Origin of the sequence: Dictyobacter vulcani, assembly GCF_008974265.1 — a bacterium.
In the GTDB taxonomy this organism is placed as follows: domain Bacteria; phylum Chloroflexota; class Ktedonobacteria; order Ktedonobacterales; family Ktedonobacteraceae; genus Dictyobacter; species Dictyobacter vulcani.
In genome coordinates, this window is sequence record NZ_BKZW01000001.1 from 3,193,336 (window position 1) to 3,217,554 (window position 24,219).

Annotated in this window: 17 protein-coding genes; 10 read left to right on the forward strand and 7 right to left on the reverse strand. The window is 49.9% G+C overall.

Translation table 11 applies throughout. The annotated features are described in order from the left end of the window. Positions 1–2 precede the first annotated feature (2 nt). Complete coding sequence (locus tag KDW_RS13475; RefSeq protein ID WP_151756435.1) at positions 3–2,261, reverse strand: hypothetical protein; 2,259 nt, start codon at positions 2,259–2,261, stop codon at positions 3–5. Between the two features lie 422 nt (positions 2,262–2,683). On the opposite strand from KDW_RS13475, the gene KDW_RS13480 reads away from it, so the two are divergent. The 5 genes from KDW_RS13480 to KDW_RS13500 all read left to right on the forward strand — a co-directional run bounded on the left by KDW_RS13480 (position 2,684) and on the right by KDW_RS13500 (position 10,109). Beyond that, positions 2,684–3,517, forward strand: a complete 834-nt coding sequence (locus KDW_RS13480) for an SAM hydrolase/SAM-dependent halogenase family protein (RefSeq protein ID WP_162005208.1) — start codon at positions 2,684–2,686, stop codon at positions 3,515–3,517. Positions 3,518–4,198: 681 nt separating this feature from the next. Further along, positions 4,199–6,094 (forward strand): PrkA family serine protein kinase, encoded by a 1,896-nt coding sequence (locus tag KDW_RS13485; RefSeq protein WP_151756437.1) that lies wholly within the window; start codon positions 4,199–4,201, stop codon positions 6,092–6,094. A 127-nt stretch (positions 6,095–6,221) separates the two neighbouring features. Continuing rightward, positions 6,222–7,505 (forward strand): DUF444 family protein, encoded by a 1,284-nt coding sequence (locus KDW_RS31705; protein ID WP_162005209.1) that lies wholly within the window; start codon positions 6,222–6,224, stop codon positions 7,503–7,505. Between the two features lies 1 nt (position 7,506). Then, positions 7,507–8,646, forward strand: a complete 1,140-nt coding sequence (locus KDW_RS13495) for a DUF444 family protein (protein ID WP_151756438.1) — start codon at positions 7,507–7,509, stop codon at positions 8,644–8,646. A gap of 17 nt (positions 8,647–8,663) precedes the next feature. After that, positions 8,664–10,109, forward strand: coding sequence for a SpoVR family protein (locus KDW_RS13500; RefSeq protein WP_151756439.1), 1,446 nt, complete (start codon positions 8,664–8,666; stop codon positions 10,107–10,109). A 71-nt stretch (positions 10,110–10,180) separates the two neighbouring features. Here KDW_RS13500 and KDW_RS13505 read toward each other — a convergent pair whose 3' ends face one another. Beyond that, the gene (locus tag KDW_RS13505; protein WP_233097687.1) at positions 10,181–10,804 is read right to left on the reverse strand and encodes a sulfite oxidase-like oxidoreductase; all 624 of its coding nucleotides are present in this window, start codon (positions 10,802–10,804) and stop codon (positions 10,181–10,183) included. Positions 10,805–11,057: 253 nt separating this feature from the next. On the opposite strand from KDW_RS13505, the gene KDW_RS13510 reads away from it, so the two are divergent. The 3 genes from KDW_RS13510 (at position 11,058) to KDW_RS13520 (ending at position 13,417) form a co-directional block, all read left to right on the forward strand. Continuing rightward, positions 11,058–11,537 carry a HemK/PrmC family methyltransferase gene (locus tag KDW_RS13510; RefSeq protein ID WP_151756441.1) on the forward strand — a complete coding sequence of 160 codons (480 nt, stop codon included), beginning with the start codon at positions 11,058–11,060 and terminating at the stop codon, positions 11,535–11,537. Then, positions 11,534–11,905 (forward strand): hypothetical protein, encoded by a 372-nt coding sequence (locus KDW_RS13515; RefSeq protein ID WP_151756442.1) that lies wholly within the window; start codon positions 11,534–11,536, stop codon positions 11,903–11,905. The genes KDW_RS13510 and KDW_RS13515 overlap by 4 nt, the downstream gene beginning before the upstream one ends. A gap of 135 nt (positions 11,906–12,040) precedes the next feature. Continuing rightward, complete coding sequence (locus KDW_RS13520; protein WP_162005210.1) at positions 12,041–13,417, forward strand: glycosyltransferase family 4 protein; 1,377 nt, start codon at positions 12,041–12,043, stop codon at positions 13,415–13,417. Positions 13,418–13,554: 137 nt separating this feature from the next. On the opposite strand, the gene uvrA is transcribed toward KDW_RS13520, so the two are convergent. Next, on the reverse strand, positions 13,555–16,755 hold the full coding sequence (gene uvrA / locus KDW_RS13525; RefSeq protein ID WP_151756444.1) for an excinuclease ABC subunit UvrA: 3,201 nt from the start codon (positions 16,753–16,755) through the stop codon (positions 13,555–13,557). A gap of 708 nt (positions 16,756–17,463) precedes the next feature. On the opposite strand from uvrA, the gene lepB (KDW_RS13530) reads away from it, so the two are divergent. After that, entirely contained in the window at positions 17,464–18,174 is a 711-nt protein-coding gene (gene lepB, locus KDW_RS13530; protein WP_233097688.1) for a signal peptidase I, read from the forward strand. Positions 18,175–18,302: 128 nt separating this feature from the next. Continuing rightward, positions 18,303–19,091 carry a signal peptidase I gene (gene lepB / locus KDW_RS13535; protein WP_233097689.1) on the forward strand — a complete coding sequence of 263 codons (789 nt, stop codon included), beginning with the start codon at positions 18,303–18,305 and terminating at the stop codon, positions 19,089–19,091. A 124-nt stretch (positions 19,092–19,215) separates the two neighbouring features. Here the strand turns inward: lepB (KDW_RS13535) and KDW_RS13540 are convergent, their stop codons facing one another. The 4 genes from KDW_RS13540 to KDW_RS13555 form a co-directional block, all read right to left on the reverse strand. Beyond that, positions 19,216–20,568, reverse strand: a complete 1,353-nt coding sequence (locus tag KDW_RS13540; RefSeq protein ID WP_151756115.1) for a transposase — start codon at positions 20,566–20,568, stop codon at positions 19,216–19,218. A 298-nt stretch (positions 20,569–20,866) separates the two neighbouring features. Then, positions 20,867–22,093, reverse strand: a complete 1,227-nt coding sequence (locus tag KDW_RS13545) for a PAT1 family protein (protein WP_151756445.1) — start codon at positions 22,091–22,093, stop codon at positions 20,867–20,869. A gap of 173 nt (positions 22,094–22,266) precedes the next feature. After that, on the reverse strand, positions 22,267–22,701 hold the full coding sequence (locus tag KDW_RS13550) for a hypothetical protein (RefSeq protein WP_162005211.1): 435 nt from the start codon (positions 22,699–22,701) through the stop codon (positions 22,267–22,269). A gap of 277 nt (positions 22,702–22,978) precedes the next feature. Further along, a complete protein-coding gene (locus tag KDW_RS13555) occupies positions 22,979–24,172 on the reverse strand; it encodes a hypothetical protein (protein WP_151756447.1) in 1,194 nt (397 codons plus the stop codon). Positions 24,173–24,219 lie beyond the last annotated feature (47 nt).

Here is a 24,219-nt window from a genome sequence, read left to right on the forward strand (position 1 = left end):
ATTTAGCTTTGCAAACTAGAACGCGCCTCTCGTAATTGCTCGGGCGTCAGGATCCTGAACAGGATCAGGAGGTTTTCCAGATCGTATTCAAGTCCCATGGCATGTAACTCTTGTCGAATTCGGCCCAGGGAGCTGATCTGAGTTGTAGTAATTAAACCATAGCTCACCAGGCTGGCCGCTAATAATTGATCGGGCGTCAATAACTTAAACATAAGCAATATTTCACCAAGCTGATAATTTAAATCCACCCCACGTAACATGCGTTGAATGTTTTGTGCTACCTCTAAGCGATCCTGTGGAACAAGGTGTCCATCAAGCAAAACTTTATTGAGAGAACGCGTTGCTCTTCCATTCAAGACTTGAGGCTCAATCCCTTGCTGTTGCGCCAGTTCTGGCATTGGTGGCAGGCTTTGAACAATATTGAGCAGGACCGCGTTATTGGTGGTCATGCTTTCGGCCAGCTCATCAGGAATCTGGACATCATTTAATGGTATATCTTCTAAGCGAGGCAGGGTTGATCGACGACTATTCTCTTTATTCAGAGGCCCGGTTGCCTCTTTTGTCTCTGCAGCCGGTTCTGGCTTTGCTTTTTCCTTGTTTTCGCGGACGGGTTCTGGTTTTTTCTCTGCGACAGTTTCGCGGACGGGTTCTGGTTTTTTCTCTGCGACAGTTTCGCGGACGGGTTCTGGTTTGAAGAGCGGGGTTATGTCCTTATTTGGAATAATGGTTGGCGGTATGGGCGCCGCGTCCGTATTGGGAGCAGGAGTGACCGGTGACACCGGTGGGTCGTTGACCGGTGCAGGTGTAGCCGGTGTTACCGCTGGCATCGCCGCTGAAATCGAGGCCAGGTGTGGTGAAGTTTGCTGTTTAGCAGGATTCACCGCGGGCAGATGTCCGGTTTGAGGACCATAGTTGGTCCGGGAAAGGACATCCGGGCGCCGGTTCAAATCATTAATAGCAGGCCCTGTGACGGTGCGTTCAATTGGCATATCCTGAATAGGTGAGGCACGTAATGGCTGTGTTCCAATCTTCCCTTCGGCAGGAGCAACATGGCTTGCAGGTGCCAGTGGTGAAGCAAAGTTATGCATCTGCCTTCGTTGTGGTGCGTTGTTTTGCTCTGGCCTGGCTTCACGCTCATATTGCGTCTCAAGGGTGGAGTAACTGGTTGTAGGATGAATGGTACGCAATGAGTTTGTATTGTGGGCCTCGGTCCGTGAGGCTGGTTGCTGCTGTTGAATGGGGTCGGCAGGTTGAGCCGCAGGCGCATTATAATTTGACGTCTGCAGAGGAGTCCATTGTGAGGTTGTGGGTGAAAAGGTGGTATTGATGGTTTGCTCATCTCTACCAGGAGAGCGAAATCCTTGAACCATACGTGAGAGTTGAGCCAGACTGGATTCGTTCTGGTTATCAGGACCGGCTTGTCCATTGGCCAGACGTTGTAGGGACGGGCTATCCTGGAGGGCAAACTGGGCTGGCGCGGCTTGCTGAGTAGGAGGAGCAGGATTGTATTTTTCTCTTTGTTCAACGTTCAGTGCATGATTACCAGTATCCTGCGCGCTCCAGGTGCGCTGGTTGGGATAGAGGACGGCCCGAATTTTTTCGCTGTAGGATGGTTGGTTTGAGCCCGACATACCTGTGGCCGGCGATTGATACGCATTCTGGCCGATGGGTGTTTGTGGCAGGGGAGCTGAATTTGTCGCACGGGAAGCAACATGCATCGAACCGGTATCTGCTGGAATGTTCGTTGGAAACGCGGTACCATTGTCCAGAGGTGAAGCCTGTACAGGTTGTTGATTATTCAGGGTTGAAAAGCGCGGCATGCGCGGCATTGTATTGCCGCTGGTACTTTCCATCGGCACCGTGGCGCTGGGTATACGGCTCCGGACGGCATCAACCAGGCTCATCAAGCCCAGCATACCATCAATCTCCATATCTATATTGGAGTGTTGTGTATGGTCTTCAAACTCGCGGGGTCCATATCCAGCCAGATTGCTACACAAAAAGGTTAAAACCTGAACCTTACGATCGCGGCGCTGGGTATCTAGCGCGACCCAGAACTCGCGGCGTGCAGCGGCAGCCTGTGCTAGATTGACCAGCACAAGTCGAATGGGAAAGCGAGCGATGGCGTCAAAAACCTCAACGGCGGTACGGGCCGTGTGGTTCGTGTAACCTGCTAATTGCAACTCGCTGTTGAGCAGTATTGCAAATTGTTGATCACGTTCAAAGAGAAGGATATGTGGTCCGCCTGTACTAATATTCATGCCTGTATCACTCCAGTTGCTAGCCGCATGGAAACCGAGTTCACAGGGGTAAGTTTTACTGTTGTTCGCCAGGCTCTACAACACTGTCTATCAAAGCCTCCTGCGCGTATACCCCTAATGTACAGAAACGGGAGGAAACACATCGTAAGAGGAGGGAAGTGAATGTTCCTGACCATCCAGACTTCTTCTGGATAGCTGTGTCGCGACGCCCACATGCCTCTGTGGTAATATCGGCCGGGTGTGTCGAACTGCTCTGACGCGTGCTGAACCGTGACTGTATTCCGGGCTAGTATAGCATATATCTCATAGGATGTCATAAAATCGGACCAGATACATGACTAATGACACATCCGCAAGGAAAAAGGTCACAGGCCAGTACAAAACAAATGAGCCATTTAGGTTTTTGGGAGGAAGATTGTATTATGCGTCAACCTGTTTCTTCATCGAACACTGCGGCGATTGCCTTATTAACGGATTTTGGCTTACGTGATAATTATGTTGGTGTGATGAAGGGAGTCATGGCTGGAATTGTTCCGCAGGCTTCGTTTATTGATCTGACACATGAAATTCCACCTCAGGATGTGCTTGCGGGAGCCTGGGCGCTCGGGACCGGTTATCGTTACTTTCCCGGTGGCAGCGTATTTCTCTGTGTTGTGGATCCAGGCGTCGGCAGTACCCGTGCACCGATAGCGTTTCAGGCCGGTGACTGGTATTTTGTTGGTCCTGATAATGGTTTATTTCACTTTGTGCTGGCTGAACAGCCCGTGCATACGATAGTCAAGCTAACCAACCAGGCTTATCACCTGCCCATCGTCAGTGCGACGTTTCAGGGCCGGGACGTCTTTGCTCCGGTGGCCGCGCACATTGCCGCCGGACGTCCGTTGTCCGAACTGGGTGAAATGTTGTCGGTAGACACTTTGCGTCAACTTGAGCTACAACCACCGCTTGTAAAGAAGGACCGTATCGAGTCCGAGATCATATATATAGATCAATTTGGTAACCTGATTAGTTCTATTCACTTGAACCTGCTACCAGATTTTTTTGAGCGCTCGACCGTGCGGCTTCTCTTCCCAGGCAAACAGTTAATGATTACTGAGCGGCGGCGTTTCTTTGCTGCCTCTGATGATGAGCAGCAGCCTTTTCTCTATGTTGATAGCTCTGGCTACATCGGTATCGCTATCTGCAATGGCTCAGCTGCTCGGCAGCTGGATATACAACGGGGAGAAGCCGCTACTTTGCTCTTTAACAATAAATAAAGGGATTTTTTCTGCCCGGGTGTGTTTACACAGCCACATGCCCGGGTGCAGGTATCATATGTATTGTATTCGTGTAATGCTGTTGAGAGATAGATTAGCATTTGTGGAGAAAAGTAATACTTGGATCCAGATAAGCTGCTATGTATGAAAATATTAGTGAGAATAGCTCAAATAAGCAAATTTCCATGTCCAGACTATCCTGGAAGAATTGTTTGCTTGAGAGAAATATGCTATAATGAGCTTATACCCTGTAAGATAATGGGAGCCCACAGCGGTGGTAGCGTAGCGGATGAGAAAGACGTGATTGCAATGGTACAGGAGCATTAATTGGTATGGCTCTCTGAATTATCCAGATATCATCAATCCAGGGTTAGACAAAGAGTATCACAGATCTACATTTGAATAATATCCTCAGGAGAGTAGAAAGGGCTGGTTTTCTCGCTATACATGAAGAGCAAGAATCCGGTCCTTTTGGTCTTAAGGCTCGTATATGTGTAGCTGCAATCGTGCAATAAGCCGTATATGAGCAATACTCTCATCTCTTGCCTCCTGGTCGCGTAGTGCGTTTTCTGGTTCGTACACCGTAGCTGCAGTCAAAAAAGCGTAGTGTAAGAAAGCCCCAGGAAGGGTAGGGACCCCCATTTTTTCTACACTACTAGTGATACACAGAGAGGATGAACTATGGATCTGGTGAAGCGCTTAGAAGAATACCGGGACCGTGAGCGTGAGCTCATGTGGGAAGGGACCTTCGCGGATTACTTCGAGATAGCCTGTAAGAAACCAGCGGTAGCTCGACTTTCTCATGAACGCATTTACAACATGATTATGGACGGGGGAGTAGACACTACCCGTACAGGAGAGACGCGCTACAAATTCTTCAGTGACGAGATTTTTGGTATTGAGAAGCCTCTCCAGCAGATTGTGGATTACTTCCATTCGGCGGCACAGCGTCTGGAAGTTCGTAAGCGTGTTCTACTACTCATGGGACCTGTGGGTGGTGGTAAGTCGACGATTGTACACCTGATTAAACGTGGCCTGGAAGCCTATAGCCGTACGCCTGAAGGGGCGATCTACGCAATTAAAGATTGTCCGATGCATGAAGAGCCGCTTCACTTGATTCCTTACGAATTGCGCGGAGAAGTCGAGAAGGATTTTGGCCTCTACGTTGAGGGTGATCTGTGTCCCCATTGCCGTTACATGGTAGATAACAATTATCGGGGCCGGATCGAGGAAGTTCCGTTGAAGCGTATCACTTTCAGTGAGAAATATCGTGTAGGTGTTGGTACCTTTACTCCTTCTGATCCAAAGAGTCAGGATATCAGCGAACTGGTGGGTGGCATTGATCTTTCTACGATCGGTGAAGTTGGCGTTGAGAGCGATCCGCGCGCATACCGCTTTGATGGTGAGCTTAATATTGCGAACCGTGGCGTGATGGAATTCGTTGAGATGCTCAAAACAGACGAGAAGTTCCTGTATGTACTTTTGACCCTTAGCCAGGAACAGAACATCAAAACGGGACGCTTCAGTATGATTTATGCTGATGAGGTGGTTATCAGCCATACCAATGAGCATGAGTATCAGTCGTTTGTGGGCAATAAGAAATCGGAAGCGCTGCAGGACCGTATTATTCTGGCCAAGGTTCCTTATAATCTGCGCGTCTCTGATGAAGTCAAAATCTATGAGAAGTTGCTCAAGCAAAGTTCCTTGCAAAAGGTGCATATCGCTCCTTATACCCTGCGCATCGCCAGTATCTTTGCTATCCTGACCCGCCTTGAGCCATCGAAGAAGGCTGGTATGAGCTTGATGAAGAAGCTCAAGCTCTATGATGGTGAAGACATGGAAGATTTCAAGCAGAAGGATGTGCGTGAACTGCAGGAAGAGGCGGTACGCGAAGGCATGGACGGCATTTCACCGCGCTATGTGATTAACCGCCTGTCGAATGCCTTGATCAAGAATAACGTTACGTATATCAGCCCCATTGATGCGCTACGTGCGTTGCGTGATGGCCTGGACCAGCATACCAGCATTACCCGTGAAGAGCGCGAACGCTATCTCAACTTTATCAGTGAAGCGCGTAAAGAGTACGATGAAATTGCCAAGAAAGAGGTGCAGCGTGCCTTTGTCTACTCCTATGAGGAGTCGGCCCGCACGATGTTAAATAACTACCTCGATAACGTTGAGTCGTATTGTAATAAAACCAAGTTGCGCGACCCCATTACCGACGAGGAGATGGAGCCCGATGAGCATTTGATGCGTTCAATTGAAGAGCAGATCGGTGTGTCAGAGAACGCCAAACGTTCTTTCCGCGAAGAGATTCTGATCCGTATCTCTTCACTGGCTCGTAAAGGTCTGACCTTTGACTATACCAGCCACGAACGCTTGAAAGAAGCTATCGAGAAAAAGTTGTTTGCAGATCTACGTGATGTGGTAAAAATCACGACCTCGACGCGTACACCGGACAAAGAGCAATTGCGTAAGATCAATGAAGTTGTTGAGCGCCTGGTTGCTGAACAAGGGTACACCTATGAGAGTGCAAATGAACTCCTCCGCTACACTGGTAGTCTCTTAAATCGATAATCCGCGTCAGATTGCAGGATGATCATTGTGGAATATGCAGGAATCCGTTGGTCGTTCAACGCTGAACTTCCAACGGTAGTACCGCCATCCCCCGAGTTGTCTCAGAGTAGCAAGGAGAAAATCATCCATGTCTGTCTCCCAACACGATTGGTCATTGCACCGTAAAGGTCAGATCGACCAGGAACGCCACAAAGAGAAGATTCGCGAAGCGGTCAAAAAGAATCTGGGTGAGATTGTCAGTGAGGAGAGTATCATTCTCTCAGATGGCAAGAAGACAGTCCGTGTGCCGATCCGTTCGCTTGAAGAATATAATTTCCGCTATGATTTTGGTCGCCAGCAGCATGCCGGTCAGGGTAACGGCAAAAGTAAGGTTGGCGATGTGGTTGCCCAGGAACCCAAACCGGGCAAAGGCAAGAAGGGCGAGGCCGGTAAGGACGCTGGCTATGATTACTATGAAGCTGAGATCTCAATGGAGGAACTGGCCGCGCTGATCTTTGAAGATCTTGGTCTGCCGAATCTGGAGCAGAAGCGGCAACAGGAGATGCAGACTGAAGCCGTGCGCTTTACAGATGTGCGCAAAAAAGGAGCTATGGCCAACCTGGACAAAAAGCGCACCATTATGGAGAACATCAAGCGTAACGCCGCCAAAGGTGATGCCTCCTTCAAAGACATCAAGTCCGACGACCTGCGCTTCAAGACCTGGGAACCCACCATCAAATATCAATCCAACGCTGTAGTACTGGCGATGATGGATGTTTCAGGTTGTCATACTGCTGGCCATAATATTGAACTGGCTGATGGTTCATACAAAGACGTTTCTCAGGTTGTAGAAGGGGATATGGTTGCCTGTATGGATTTCTCAACTATGCAGAAGACGATTGCCCCGGTTGTTGAAACGTTTACAAAGTTGGCCCCTAAAACGCTTATCCTTGAGACCGAAGATACTACGCTGCGTGCGACTCCACAACATCGCTACTTTGTCTATGCTGAAGATAGTAACGAGATTGTTGAGAAGCGAGCTGAAGAACTGTGTATTGGCGACAAACTTATTCTGATCAATTCCTGGGGAAGTACCAGTGCAGAAAAGCAAGCTACTCTTTCAGAGGATCAAGCTTATATGCTGGGCGCTTTATTGGGAGATGGTCACATCTTTGTTAGCCCTAACAGTTCTTATATCACGATAACTGATGAGAGCGAAGAGCGCTTACTGCAGTATCAGGAGGTGTTCGAACGCGCTTATGGTGTCAAAGGATTAATCCGCCACCGTCCCGGCCCTAATAATCGTAAGCGGATTCATTTTAATAGCGCGCCATTGGCTCGTTTGCTTATATCGCAATATCCTATGTTGAAGCGTTACTCACGAAATCGCTACATTGAGCCCACATGGCAGCATTTATCAGGATATTCCTGAAGTGCGTGCAGCATTTTTGCGTGGTTTGTTTGACGCGGAAGCAACCATTGCGCATCACGCAGTGATGTTTTATTCAGCCAGTAAACAACTGGTTACGCAAGTGAAGCACTTGTTGTCTTATTGGGGGATTCGCGCTCGTATTCATGAGTATGAGCAAAATGAGCAGCGCATGTGGGAGGGACGATCTATCCGTGCTGGTATCCATTACAAGCTGTGCATTAATGCAAAAGATGTTTTACTCTTTGCTGAGTATATCGGCTTTGCTTGTCCACAGAAACGGTTAAAGTTGAAAACCTTAGCAGAAAAGCAAATGGCTGGCATTGATGCAATGCGTAGCAAATACATTCTAGATGATAACTGGCGTGAGCGCTTTTCTCATGTTGCTGGACATACACGTTTGTATAGTTATTATCGTAAAGAAACGCATACACTTTCACAGCAGCAGTTACGTTCTTTGTCTGATAAAACTACAGCAACATTAGATGACCAGCAATACATCTATGAAGTTTTGGATCGACGTTTTTTGGTTTCACAAATCAAGAGCATTACACCTGTAGAGGAAGATGTGCAGGTATATGATTTTGGTGTTGCTGAGCATCACAATTATATTGTGGATGGCATATTAAGCCATAACAGTATGGGTGAATTCGAGAAATACATTGCTAGAAGCTTCTACTTTTGGATGGTGAGATTTTTACGCACAAAGTATAATAACGTGCAAATCGTCTTTATCAGTCACCATACTGAGGCTAAAGAGGTGACCGAGGAGGAGTTCTTCCATAAGGGAGAGAGTGGCGGCACACAGGTTTCTTCAGCCTATGAACTGGCCCTGCAGATCATCAAGGAGCGTTACAATCCCAATGATTGGAATATCTATCCTTTCCATTTTTCGGATGGAGATAATCTGCCGTGGGATAACGATCGTTGTGTGCAACTGGTCAATAAGCTGATGGAGCAGTGTAACATCTTTGGCTATGGCGAGATCCGCGAGGGCCACTATCGCTCACCCAGTACGTTGATGTCGGCTTACAACAAAATCAGCGACAAGAAGTTTATTCCAGTCACTATATCGGACAAAAAAGAGGTTTATCCCGCGTTGCGCAAATTTTTTGCCCAACGTGATCCTGTGCCAGGCAGGTAGAGTCAGGAGTTGCTTGCATGAATGATGTTGCCCATAGCGACATTGAACGCTTGCGCGATGGAATAGATGCGGCCTGGGAAGAGGCGCGAAAATTTGGTCTCGATCCCTTCCCCACTCATTTTGAGTTGGTGCCGGCCTCCATCATGTATGAATTCGCCTCCTACAGCCTTCCAGGACGTTTTAGCCATTGGACCCATGGTAAGGCATTCCATCGACAAAAAATGCAGTATGATCTCGGGCTAAGCAAAATTTATGAGATGGTGGTCAACACAAATCCTAGCTATGCTTTCCTGATGGACATGAATGACTTGCTGCAGAATACTTTTGTGGCGGCCCACGTGTTTGGCCATACTGATTTCTTTAAGAATAATGCATACTTTCAACATACGTCGCGCCGGATGATCGATAAGGCCAGCGTCCATGCTGAACGCATCGCTAAATACGAGTTTGACCATGGGAAAGATGAAGTTGAGCATTTCCTGGATGCGGTACTCTCAATTCAGGAGCACATCGACTATAATCTCTTGCTCAGTACCAACGATCCTTCCCAGAAGGATGAAGTAGCCAAGCCGCTCAGTAGCGATTTTGATGATCTCTGGGGTATGGATGACAAGGCGCGCAAGGCTGAAGAAGAGCGTGAGAATCGTCCAGGCAAGACTCCGAAGTTTCCAGAAAAGCCTGAGAAAGATCTGCTGCTCTTCCTGCTGCGTCATGCGCCAAACTTAGAGCCCTGGCAGCGTGACATCATCGAAATTGTGCGCATCGAGATGCTCTACTTTATTCCACAAATGCAGACCAAGATCATGAATGAGGGCTGGGCCTCAATCTGGCACTCGCGTATTATGCGCCAGCTGGGAGATCGAGCAGTGATCTCTGACTCTGAAACGGTCGAGTTCGCGCAATTGCACTCCAGCGTTTTAACCCCATCGCGTACCTCGCTTAATCCATACTACATCGGCTTTAAAATCCTGGAGGATATTGAGCGCCGCTGGGATAATCCGACCCGTGAGGAGCAGGATCGCTTAGGGCGTAAGCCCGGCCAGGGTCGGCAGAAGATCTTTGAGGTCCGTGAACTGGATAATGATGTCTCCTTTCTCAGAAACTATCTGACCGAGGACCTGATCAAAGATCTGGATCTTTACCTGTACAAGAAAGAGGGTGATGAGTGGGTTATTGCTGAAAAGAACTGGCAAAAAGTTCGCGATACCATTGTGGGTAACCTGACCAATTTCGGCCATCCCTATCTGGTGGTGGATAATGGCGATTACAAGGGCAATCGTGAACTGTACCTTACTCATCTCTTCGAGGGTCAGGAACTGGATCTGAACTATGCTGAGAAGACTCTGCAGCATGTCTATACGCTCTGGGGCCGTCCGGTCCATCTGGAGACGACCTACGAAGGGAAGCGCATCTTGCTCACCTATGATGGCGAGCGCAATAGCAAGAGTACGCTAGAAAAATAGCAGACACTGCCATTGTTACTAAGAGTAGAGCCGAAGTTCTGGGAAACCATGCTTCGGCTCTATTTCTATTATTACCAGTAGCGTTCCTCTTGCCAGGGATTGCCACGATTATGATAGCCGCGCTGTTCCCAGAAGCCGGGATGATCTTTCTCCAGAAATTCCAGTCCGTCGAGCCATTTGGCGCTCTTATAGGCATATAGTTTCGGGACCAGCAAACGAACAGGTCCGCCATGGTCTGGCTCCAATGGTTGTCCATCATGCTTTAGCACAATCATCACATCATCATCATCCAGTTTTTGCAGTGGTAGATTGGTGGTGTAGCCTGTCCACGAGCGGGCCAGGACAAACTGGGCTGTGGGAAGTGGTCTGGCACGCTGGAGAATCTCGCGGATATGCACACCCTCCCAGGTATTATCATAACGGCTCCAACTCGTGACACAATGAAAATCCGAAGTCATGGTTGTTCGTGGTAGCGCCAGAAATTCCTCCCAATTGAGCTCAAAGGGATGTTCCACCTGACCGGTCACTTTAAATTTCCAATCAGAAGGCATGCCAGTAGGGGTACGCTCATAGCTCAGCACCGGCCACTTTTTGGTCAGATACTGGCCCGCAGGCAAACGATCCAGACCATCTGGCCGCTTGTCTACCTCTTCTGAAGATTTCTTTTCCGAAGATTTTTTGCCAAATAAATTCACTCTAAGCCTCCTTCGATGATCTGTATGCACACTATGCTTATTTGTACCACATCCAGTGATTTCTATCCCGGCTAAGCATGAAATCATTAGAGGTCATGGCTTGTCCGTTGATTATAGCTACGTATAGCCATGGTGATGATATAATCAGTGCATATTTTTGCATTGATGGTTGCTATGTGGTCCATGCTTTTGTGTATGGGCCGCCAACTCTTGCAGGCAAGGGAAAAAAAGTAATGACAACTTATCAGGAGGCATGGGGGAAGGGGCACGTTTGTTGGCGCAGGCTGATCTTCAGGGGGTTCGTCTGGATGCACAGGTGTTGTTGGGGTGTGTGGTGGGTATGGATCGCTCGCATCTGCTGGCATATCCAGAGCGCGTCTTGACGTCGGAGCAGGCACAGGTGTATTGGTCTTATATTCAACGGCGTTGCGAGCATGAGCCGATAGCCTATATTGTTGGACATAAAGAATTTTATGGACTGGATTTTGTGGTGGATCGCCGCGTGCTGATCCCACGTCCCGAGACTGAGATGCTGGTGGAAGCGGCCTTACAGGAGATTGCCCGGCGATTGGATCAGGGGCAGATGCCGGTGGTAGCCGATATTGGCACGGGTAGTGGTGCTATTCCGATTACTATCGCGGTCGAAGAGCCACGCCTACCCTATATCTATGCCTGTGATATCTCCCCGACGCTATTGCTATTACGCGTGAGAATTGTACACGGCATCAAGTGACCGGGCGTGTACGTTTATTAGAAGGAGACTTGCTGGCCCCTATTCCAGAGCCTGTAGATGTTCTGTTAGCGAACTTACCGTATGTGGGACAGCTTGAACAGAGCGAAATGACACGGGACGTACTGGATTATGAGCCACATCTGGCCCTGTTCAGTGGCCCACATGGGCTAGATCTCTTAGAGCGATTATGCAGAGAGGTCGCCACATCTGGTACGCTAAAAAGTGGAGGCGTAATGCTGTTGGAGATTGGCTATCAACAAGGTGTACCAATAACGAAGATGCTCCAGCAGTTCTGGCCACAGGCCAGCGTAGATTGTCAGAAAGACTACGCGGGTTGGGATCGCCTGCTGCGGATCTCCCTATCTTGAATGCGCTTTCGGTACACTGAAAAGAAAGGTTGATTGCGTTTTCTATGGTAGGGCCGTATAATCGATCAAACAGATGTACAGCATAAAATTATTTGCTATCTATCTGTTATTACCACCATCTTGGGGGGCATGTCCATGGTTCTGGCATCTAGCGTCTATAGCCAGCCACTATTCTCTGTATTATCCAATGTTGTACCGAACACTGATCACCCCGATACAAGTTTTCTCTTATTATTGGCTGGTGGGTTCTGCGCATTTATAGTCTCGTATTTGCTAATCTTCCTGGTTGCTAAACTCAGTCGCAAGTTTAATCTACTGCGGCGCGTCGAACCAGGACGCACCCCGGATCGGGTGCCGCGCCTGGGTGGCGTCGCCATCTATCTGGCTTTTGTGGTCTCATCGCTCATTTTCTATTTGCATAATCCAGACTTAAAACCAGATGAGCAACTCATCTACTGGCTCTTTCTGGCTGCGGCTACCCTGATCGTGGCTGTACACGCGTACGATGATGTCAAGCCGCTGAAACCGCTGCCGAAACTTCTGGCCCAGACGCTTGCAGTAATCATCGTGATGGGTCCTTTCTTTAATGGCAAGTTTAACGGCGTGCTCTTATTTGGCTTCAGCAATCCTTTTCAGTCCTTATCCTCGGGCGTCGTACCGTTTTATCATGGTGGGACCGTCAATATTTTAATCCAGAATACTGATATTCGGTTACTGGCCATCCCGGCGGTGCTGTTCACCTGGTTCTGGATGGTAGGGATGATGAATACGGTCAATCTGATTGATGGTCTGGATGGGTTAGCAGGTGGTGTGGTGGCGATTACGGCCATCTTTATCGCCATTACCAGTTGGGTGCTTGCGCAGTACACCATCGCGGTCCTGGCGGCCATTTTTGCCGGTGCGGTGCTGGGTTTTCTGCCGCATAACTGGAATCCGGCCAAAATGTTTATGGGGGATAGTGGCTCGCAATTTCTGGGTCTGGCCCTGGCCGTGCTCTCGATTATGGGAGGAGCAAAGATTGCGCTGGCACTGATGGTGCTGGGTGTGCCGATCCTGGACGTGGCCATTGTCCTGATCAACCGTATCCGCCGAGGTCAGCATCCGCTCCATTATGATCGTACCCATCTCCACTATCGTCTCCAGGCGACAGGACTGCGGGTCAGACAGATCTGCTATATCTTCTATGGTCTGACGATCCTGTTTGGTGTGCTGGCGCTCTCCTTTGGGCACTTCTTTAAGCTGATTGGTATCGCCCTGGTCATGGCTACCATGACTGGCCTGATTATCTGGATTGACTCGCGGCAGCAGCATCGGGGTTTGCGTGTCAAACTGGATAAGTCGGATCCCGGTGCCCAAAGCGCAATGGATAAGTTATCCGCCACTGAGGTACCCGCCACTGAGGTACCTGCTACTGATCCTATCGAGTTTGAGCCAGAGCCAGTTCAGCAGTCCACCTCTGAAAAAGATAGTGAGGTAGTCAATAGCATATCTCGGCTTCCGCACTCTTTATAGTCCTATAATTGTTATCAAGCACAAACAAGAAGTCCGGTCCCTCTCACATACGATAAGAGGGACCGGACTTCTTGTTTCATTTTGTACAGAGATCAGCGAGTGCCGCAGGTACGAGACATGCTTTGATCACAGCATCACTAATTGGTAACGGCGCTCAGGACGCGTTTCGATTTATTGGCTACTTCTTCTTTGAGCGTACGCTTTAAGAAGTGTCCGGTATAGGATTTCCGATTTTCGGCCACGGCTTCTGGTGTGCCTTCGGCCACGATTGTGCCGCCGCCATCGCCACCCTCTGGACCCAGATCGATGAGCCAGTCGGCGCTCTTAATCACATCCAGGTTGTGCTCGATGACCACGATGCTGTTGCCAGCATCGACCAGTCGCTGGAGTACATCCAGTAGACGATCCACATCGGCAAAATGCAGGCCGGTTGTTGGCTCGTCCAGAATATACATGGTGCGGCCGGTGGCGCGACGAGACAGTTCAGTGGCCAGTTTTACACGCTGGGCTTCACCACCCGACAGTGTCGTTGCGGGCTGTCCCAGGCGCATATAGCCCAGACCAACATCATACAAGGTCTTCATCTTGTTCTGGATCGAAGGGACGTTTGAGAAGAAATCCAATGCCTCTTCAACCGTCATATCCAGGACATCTGAAATGGTCTTGCCTTTATAATGGATCTCCAGCGCCTCACGGTTGTAGCGCTTGCCCTGACAGACCTCACATGGCACATAGACATCCGGCAAGAAGTTCATCTCGATCTTGACGATACCTTCACCACGGCAGGCTTCACAGCGTCCACCTTTGACATTAAAGGAGAAGCGCCCGGCCTGATAACCACGCATCCTGGATTCCGGCACCTGGGCGAATAGCTCGCGAATAGCGGTAAAGGCATTGGTGTAGGTGGCTGGATTGGAGCGCGGGGTGCGCCCAATTGGCGACTGATCAATATCGATTACCTTGTCCAGGTGCTCGAGTCCCTCGATGGATTCATGCTTGCCCGGCTTATCATGGGCCCGGAAGAAGAACTGCGAGAGTTTGCGGTACAGGATATCGGTGATCAAGGTACTCTTTCCTGAGCCTGAGACGCCTGTGATGGCGACAAACTTGCCGAGTGGGATCTCCACGTTCACATTCTTCAGATTGTTCTCACTGGCTCCTTTGATGGTCAGGAAATTGCCATTGCCATCGCGACGCTGTTGTGGCACTTCGATGCGGCGGCGATGAGAAAGATAGTCGCCAGTAATCGAGTTCTCATTGGCCAGAATCTCTTCATAGGTACCGGCGGCCACAATATGTCCGCCATGTTCACCTGCACCAGGACCAACATCAATGATATAGTCGGCGGCGCGCATGGTGTCCTCGTCGTGTTCAACCACCAGCAAGGTATTGCCCAGGTTACGTAGCCGTACCAGAGTATGGATCAGGCGGTCATTATCGCGCTGATGGAGACCGATGCTGGGTTCATCCAGAATATAGAGCACACCCATCAGGCCGGAGCCGATCTGGGTTGCCAGACGGATACGCTGGGCCTCACCGCCAGACAGACTGGTCGCCGAACGATCCAGGGTCAGATAATCCAGACCCACGTCCAGCAAGAACTGGATACGCGCACGGATCTCTTTTAAGATCTGACGGGCGATAAAGCGGTCGCGCTCACTTAATGCTGTCAGGAGTAATGGTCCGCCAAAGGGAATCGGCGTCAACGGATCACCCAGCAGGGAGCCATTACCGGTGGCCTTTTTGGCCCGGCCATTACTTTTCCCATTGCTTTTACCGTTGGTGTTGACATGCGTTACAGGAGGTGTGACCTCGGATTTTCCATTTTCCAGTTCATTGAAGAACGCCTGGGTCCGCGAGATCGCCAGCCGTGTCACCTGGACGATATTGCGTCCACCGACAGTAACCGCCAGGGCCTCAGGCTTGAGGCGAGCCCCATTACAATCCGGACAGATACGGGCCGACATATAGCTCTCGATATCCTCACGCACACCCTCGCTCTCGGTCTGCTTATAGCGTCGATCCAGATTAGGGATGACCCCTTCAAAGTTGGTATTGTAGGTGCGTGTATGCCCATGCTGTGGGGTATAGCGAATGGTCAGTGGTTCCTCAACCCCATAGAGGAGCTTTTGTTGGATATCGGCGCTCAACTCTTTCCAGGGTTTATTGGGATCAAACTGATAGCGTTCCGCCATGGCTTCTAACGTTGCTGCATGCCACTGGCTACCATTGATCATCTTGCTCCAAGGTGCGATAGCCCCTTGTAGAATACTCAGATCTGCATTAGTCACAATCAGGTCGGTATCGACCTCTAGCTGTGTTCCCAGTCCAGTACAGGTTGGGCAGGCACCATGTGGGCTATTAAAGCTGAAGGTACGTGGGGCAATCTCTGGTAGACTGATGCCACAATAGGCACAGGAGGCCTTCTCAGAGAACAGGATCTCCTCACCATCCACGACTGAAACCAGCACCACGCCACTACCCAGTTTCAGCGTCGTCTCCAATGAGTCCGAGAGGCGCTGGCGAAAGGTTGGATCAATCTCCTGATGCAGAATTGCTGGAATATCTGGTTCAGCGATACCATCTTCATCCGCATGGGACTCTTTGGCGGCATTGACCTCATAGAGTGCGGCTGGCTCGGCTACCTGTTTTAAGGGTGCATGACCATCGCTGCTCTGTTCTTCGGCCTGCTGCTTATTTTTGCGCAGCACCAGGCGATCGACCACGACCTCGATCGTATGCTTTTTCTGTTTATCCAGATCAAATTCATCGCTCAGATCCAGGATCTTGCCATCCACGCGTACACGCACATAGCCCGAGCGGCGCATCTCCTCAAAGATATTTTTGTACTCACCCTTACGTCCCTGGACCAGCGGAGCCAGCAAAAGGATACGCGAGCTGTCGGGCAGGCTCAAGACGGCATCCACAATCTGTTGCAGCGTCTGCTGGCTTACTTCGCGTCCGCACTTAGGACAATGCTGATGACCGATGCGAGCATACAGCAAACGCAGATAGTCATAGATCTCCGTGACAGTCCCTACGGTCGAACGAGGATTATGGGACGCCCCCTTCTGATCGATAGAGATAGCCGGGGAGAGTCCGTCGATGTGTTCAACATCGGGTTTATCCATTTTATCCAGGAACTGGCGTGCATAGGCCGAGAGCGACTCGACATAGCGGCGCTGTCCCTCGGCAAAAATGGTATCAAATGCCAGGCTACTTTTGCCCGAGCCAGAGAGACCAGTGATCACCACGAGTTGATCGCGGGGAATGGTCACATCAATATTTTTCAGGTTGTGCTCTCGGGCACCACGAATCACGATCTTATCTTGGGGCATACGCTCAATCCACCCGTTACTTTATGAATTATTTTTATAAATTACGAAGACACATGTCGGTCCGCAGTTGGCCATGTGAGCCACTACGGTCTGTTTGAATAGCTTTTTACGTGTAGTATATTATCTGGTAATGGTTGTTGATACAAACAAACGTTCCACATACACTACTATACTTGTTCTCTTGACGTCAAGTGGTCATGAGATAGGTCATAGATAGGATGTATATGCTTGTGTGAAGTGGATCGATGCATGCGATTGTATTCTGATCGGTTAGCTCTCAAGTAGCATGCTGCCTGTGCGCACATGCTGATATCCCCCCACATATCCTCCATATGTTAAAACAGTGTTGGGCAAGTATCTATTCCCTTAAGCATAAGAAAGTACCGGCAGCGCTGCCGGTACGAAAGCCTGTGTTTTGATTGCGTTCACTGTTGACGTCCATTCCAGTTATGCTGCACAATCATATAAGAGGAAACCATTGGTGTCATTTACAGATAGACGCTAGTTTTTCGTAACAGAAACTGCTAAAGGATGTATACTTTATAGGCATGGGACTGTCTAACACAACCATGATTGGGAGGTCGGATTTAAAGGGTAGCTATAATGAAGATGGACGTAGTCATATCCTGCGGTATTGCAGGTCCCTGGCGACACACCGATCTTCTATTGAGTGTTTTTATATATGTTGTGGTAACATAGGTGAATGGTTTGAAAGAAGAAAAGAAAATTAGGACGCAAAGTCGCATTGTGCGCGAGATTATTGAAACCCTTGTGCTCACGATTTTGATGTTTGTCATCATTAACCTTGCCGTCCAGAATTATGATGTGGATGGTCCCAGTATGGAACCGAGCCTGCATGATAAAGAGCGGATCATGGTGGATAAAGTTTCCTATCATCTACACGATCCATCGCGCGGTGATGTGATCGTTTTTATCGCTCCTCCTGATCCCCAACTGAATTATGTCAAGCGTATTATCGGGGTGCCTGGCGATGTTATCACGATCCAGGGTACGGTAGTTAAAATCAACAATACCATATTACAAGAGCGCTATGTATCTCCATCTTATCAAGGCAATCCCTATCTGCCGATTGTCAACAAAATGGTGCCGAATGGCTCGTATTTTGTAATGGGGGATGATCGTAAGAATAGCTCGGATTCGCGCCTCTGGGGCTTTGTGCCGCGCCAGAACATTATCGGGCGCGCTACCCTGGTCTACTGGCCTCTCAATGAGAGCAATAGTGGTTTCCTCCCCGATGTTTCCTCAGTTTTCGCGCACGTTACTGGAAAAGCTGCAACAGCCAGCTCTTTATCCAGCAACAATGCCTTGAAGGACAGTACTTTTGGGACGGGTGAATTAGCATTCTTCGCCATGCCGGGTTTTTTGCTGGTATGCTCAAGGTATCGAAAGAAACGTTGACACATCCTGGTATAGAATGAACAACTTATGACCAGTGATCATCTCTATCGAGGTTATTTACGAGCATACTGTGCGTTATTCTGATAGAAGGATTGTCGTTCACATGGACAGAGCGCAGAGGAAAAGCGGTGGATTTAGAATTTGATTTTGAAAAACGATATCGTCTCTTTCGGGAAATCATTGAGACTCTGGTATTAACCGTTTTAATGTTTTTGGTGATCCGGCTGGCCGTCCAGAATTTCAACATTGATGGCATGAGCATGGAGCCCAGCTTACATAATCAAGAGTTGGTAATTGTCGACAAATGGTCGTATTTTTTTCACGCGCCGGGACGTGGGGATGTCGTCGTTTTTGTTGCCCCTCCCAATCCTACTCAGGATTATATCAAGCGCATCGTTGGTCTACCTGGCGATGTTGTTACCATTCAGGATACCAGGGTGAGTGTGAATAACAGGCAACTTACAGAAAGCTATGTTGATCCTCGGCGGCAGGGGAATCCTTATGCGCCGATCAATAACATGGTTATTCCTCAAGGAGCCTATTTTGTGCTGGGTGATAATCGCAATGGGAGTTCTGACTCACGAGACTGGGGTTGTGTGCCACAACAAAATATCATCGGGCGCGCTGCCCTGGTTTATTGGCCGCTTGGGCAGGATAACTTTGGCTTTCTGCCAGGTGTCTCCAGTGTCTACAACAATGTAGGGCAATCAACTCAGGCCACCAGCAATAACCTCTGTCCTATTCGTCATGTCCAGCCAGCCGCGTCTACCACTTCCCAGCATAATCAGATCACCGTGACGCCGAGTGATCAAAGCAATCCACTCAGCACTGCATCCATGCTTCTCCTCCCTTGCCTCTATGTCGGCTTGACGCACAGGAGACGCCGCCATCATCACGTCCAGGAAGAATGCTCGTAGCACGTTTGACATTCTAGTAGTCTGTCAGACATCAAGTGATGGGGAGGCGAGGATGCAAGGGGCGGCGAGCCCCATAGGTGCGAACGTAAGCAGTACTTGAACAATTGAATCAACGAAAAAGACCTCAAGCCGATGCCAGATAGAGCGTCTGGGCTAGTTGCGTGACCACTTCAGATTCCTGATGCACACGGTTTTGCGGATGATACCGCACGACCGGCTGCATCTGGGAGAGTGACGCTTGGATGTGCGACCAGGTCCAGGTACCCAGGATCATCGTGTGCAGGCTTTGAGCAAAGACGGCACACAGCGCCCAGGTACTCATCGGCCCCGCCACGCGCCCTCTCGCTTGCTCATGCAACTCGCGGCGTGCCTGGCTCACCTGCCGCTCCAAGAGGATCCAGCCGACCAGCATGGCTGCAAGTACCGCTTGATTACTTTGCAAATCATCACTGCGTAAGCGGTGTAAACGCACCAATTGCTTGATGCGCTTGAAGAGCAGTTCGATCTGCCAACGCGCCCGATAGAGCAACAGGATTTGCTCGGCTGACCAATGATCCGCTGACAGCGAGGTAAGTACCACCAACCAATCGGCGATCTGAATCGTCAATGCCTGGTTGGTGCGCCCATTCTTGCGGGCCTTCTCCTTTCGCTTGCTGTGCGCTCGCTTGGCTGCTTCTGGACTCAGATGAACGGCCACTAGACGCATCGGCTGCTGACGGCCACGCACCTGGAACACGACGTTGGCTTCTCCCTTGCCCGTTGGCTCCACGTGGGTCAACCAGCCAGAGAGATCAAACGGCGTCTGAGCATCGGCCTCAAGTAAGGGCATCGAGGACCAATGCAATCGGGTCACGACCTCAACGCCCTCATCGAGTTGATCGAGGATTGCTTGTCGACGACAGTAGGCACAATCCCCGACCACGATGTCTCCGCGTTGTCCATGAAAGTGCTTGAGCCCTTCGCCCACATGGTGATCCGTCAGCACGACCTGGTCGAGCCGTTTGCTCAGCAGTTCATAACTGCAGTGCAATCGGCGACTTTCGCCCGAGCGCTTCCAGGTGCGCAGATGGGTAGCATCCACCAGACGGATGCATCCGGTGAAGCCCGCAGGCAGATCCAGAGCCTTTTCTGGCTCGCTCGATCCCACCAGGGTTTGTACGATCGAGAGCAACCAATCTGAGGACTGATGCGTCCGTTTGGCCCACGAGCGGTCTCCATTGGTGCTCAGTCTCGTGCTCACAGCCCAGGCAGCGAGCTCGCGGAACGAGCGGAAGCAAAAGACGTAGGCAAAGATGCCACGCAGCAAATCGGTTGGGCAACGCAACCCATTGGAGCGTGTAAAGGCTTGATGGGTAAAGGCTTGTTCATTGACATCTGGTGGTAAGAGCGCAAGGATTTCTTGCCATCCAGCATCATTGATCTGGCCCAGGGCTTGCTCTGTGAGACATTTTTGCGTATGATGAGGTCGGCTTGACATGGTGTTTCTCCTTCGTCACGTTTTGGTTTTTTGTAACGATACCAGAGAAAGACCGTGTTTGGCCTCTTTTTTCGTTGTTCAAGTACTATTGTGCTTACGTTCGCACCTATGGGCGGCGAGCCCCTTGACTGGGGGATCGGGGGCTGTGCCCCCGGAATCCCCCTATCCCGCCCGCGTAGCGGGCGCACAACTCATCACACGAAGTTTGACAAAGTACTAGCAAAAGAGCGGGAACAAATCTGAGTTTGTTCCCGCTCTTTTGCTAGTACTGACGTAATGCAGCGCATTACCCTATAAACTATAGGGTAATATCGATCTCTTGATCTTTCAATTTCACCTCTTTAATGGTGCGACCGATTTTGTTCTGCGCATCGGAGAAGTGTTTATCCAATAGTGGCTTTAGTTCATCTGGTGACATGATCAAACCAAGTACACCTTCTACATTGACATTATTTGCGACCAGCCGTCCCGTTTTATCCAGTGTAGGTACAAGGCTAATCGCGGATGGATAGCCATAAAGCTCAAAACTCAGGCGAATCCTTTCAGGCGTGATGCTGGTGACTGGCTTTTGTACTGGATTTGATGGTGCCAGGTTGAACACAATGAGATTATTGATTGTATTTTCATTGACCGGCAATACCGAACCCGGTGGTAAGATTTTGGTTAGCGTGGTCGGCATCTGATCAACGGCGGATGTCATGGCTTTGTCTAATTGTGTTTCCGCGATATTATGCGCATAAGGACGGGCAACGAAAATCCAGCCGGCTCCGAGCACGACCAGTAATAAGATAAGAACTGTGAGGCAACCCAGGACACAGCCTCCTCGGCTACGTTTGCGGCGGCGTCCCTCTTCTTTTGAGTTCGCCGGGTTAATAACAGCTGGAAGCATTTGAGACCCTTTCGTTGTTGTGTTTAGCTTATAATATAGTAACGGAGGAGTATGCTGGAAAGGTGACAACTCGTTCTGGGCCTGTCCGGGAATATTTCCATCTGGCGCGAAAAGCTCCGGATGTGAAATCTTTGGAATTTGCACTGGTATGGTGGGTTGCTCGGCTTGCAACGGCTGTTCTGGCGCTCTGGCTAAGGGGACGCTGTGATAAAGGTGGAGGGCATCAAGTTCGATGACGGTAGCGGGTTGTTCTGCAAGGACGATTGGTTCCTGGTTATCCGGGACTTTTTCAGACTGAGTCTGATTGGATTTGTGGCTAGAGAGTGGAATTGTTGTTCTGCGGGACTGAGAACGTAGTGGTGTGCTGGCTGTTGTTGTTTTTCGTCGGGAGCGGCCAGCACGCCTGGAATGTGGAGTGATGCGGATAGTTGCGTCTGATTCGTTCTCATCTGGCGGCATGTCCTCTCTCTCCGGCTCTGACATAGCATTCTCATGTGATTGGGAGGCCGCAGGTAACAGCGCTTCAGAAGGGCTTGCAGCAAGATGTTCTTCCTGCGCTTCTTCTTGACTGGCGCCACACTGTGGACAAAAGCGCGCCTGCTCTTTCAGGACGGCATGGCACTGGTTACACATCATGGCTCGGAAATCGCTCCATAGAGAGTATTGTCATTTACTATAAGTATATGCTTATTTGTAAACATTGTCTATAAATTTAAGGAAAGAGCCGGAAAATTTCAGATATCTGCTAAACAAAGCAAAAAGCGAGTAAAGGGATGCATTGCTTCAGTGCTGCATCCCACTGTGATTTTCTACCATTCGCGCTTTAAGATCTCGTCCATTGAAGTAATAATCTGAGCTCGTCTGGCTGGATCACGCTCAAGTTCTTGTTTGACCTGGTTGATCAGTGTTGCTTCCTGTTCCGGCGGCAATTCATAGCCATATAACTGATGGATCGCAGTCGCCGCGGTGCGCCGGATTTTCTCATCATCGCTTAATTGTGGAACGGGTACTCGTTCCGCGCTGCGTTTATCGGTGACGCCAGGAGGGCTATTGCCAGCGAGTGGCGCTAATCCATTGGCGGCAAAGGGTATATTACTATCGATCAAGTGAGCAGAATGAGGAGTCGCACGTTCGATATGTACGATAGCCATCTGCTCAGCAGGTTGTAGTGAGACGACCGTACCTTCCAGATAAATGACCTCGGGGGCACCCCAGAAGACACGCTCTCCTACGTGCAAAATCATGGTAATCACTCCATTTCTTCCTGCTCGTCTAACGCCTGTCTTTCTTGCCTCTAATAAGGTATACGTCCCATTCAACAGATAGTTCCAGTAGTTACGACCCTTAGCGGTCGTTTACGACTTTCAGCGGTCGTTTACGACTTTCAGCGGTCGTTTACGACTTTCAGCGGTCGTTTACGACTTTCAGCGGTCGTTTACGACCCTTAGCGTCGTTACGACTTTCAGCGGTCGTTTACCACTCGCCGCCGCGTGGGGGCAAAACGACCGCTGAGGGTCGTAACTACCTTGCCTGTCCACCATTTTGGATGACTTCGCCACTGCGGCGACCCAGGATTGTGCCCACATAGCTGCCGAGTATACCGAGCAGGAAACTTAAGACCAGTCCAACAGGACCAGCAGTCTGGATGATTCTGGTGATGGCGGTCAGGTTAAAAGCCATGACCGGGATAGCTGCCAGCAGGCAGAGTCCTGTACTGCTCCATAGGATGCGGTGGTGTGACCAGTTGTGCTGTCCCGCGTGATTAAGTAGCCAATCGTAGAGCGGGGCCAGCAGGATCGGGAGTAATGGCCAGAGGCGCATGGCTAGAATCGAGAGGTAGGCGAAGGATTGGAGAGCACGGCGATATTGTAGTTGCTCGACGCCAACCAGATAGCCGGTAGCTGGCGGTACAAAGATCGAGAAGATGGCTGCCACGACGATATACATCAGTATCACGCCGCTGACTGCAAAGCGTGTGCCTACGGCTGTTTTAGCGGCTGCGAAGATAAAGGCCGTTAACAGGCAGGCGCACAAAGGATAGAGATTGATTTTCAGGATGGCCAGGTCGATATAGTTGCTGAGCGAGATGGCATCGGCAAGGAGGATCGTAAAGATGCTAAAGGTGATGCCCAACGCGGCCAGCGTGCCGAACTGGCCAATTTTTTCGCCGCGCCGGTCTCCTATCTGGTGGGCCAGAGCTTTAGCCGAGCTCATCATATAAGTACCTCCCAGTGGCATGATACCCATACCCATTAGAATCATGACGTGGAATGGCGTCCATAGGGCGACATCAATACCATAGAGGGAATGCCAGTAAGCATCGAGGGGAAATGCCACGGCGGCATCCAGGGCGGCAAAGCCAGCAATATATGCGCCCAGAGGAGCATAGAACATTCCTGCGAATTGTGTGTTATACTGTGCTAGTTGGGGTTTACGCCGGACCACCATTGTTTCTACACAAACGGCTGTTAATGCCAGGAGACCACCCAATGTTATGCCTGTAAGCATCATAAGATGAGGGGGGATAAGTGTGCGATCCCGTCCAACAAAGAGGTGCCATTGAATATCCCAGCTTGTGCCTACAAGCGAGATTAGCGCACTGACTACAATTCCCAGGCCGAGTGTAAGGCGCAGCGTTCGAACCGTTGCTAGCGGTGGCGCCTGTGTTGCGGTCTGCCCGATAATAGGTTGTGCGCCCTGAAGTGATTTTGCCATTGTATTCTCTTCCTTTGATCAGTAAGATCGACAAACGATCTTTGTTT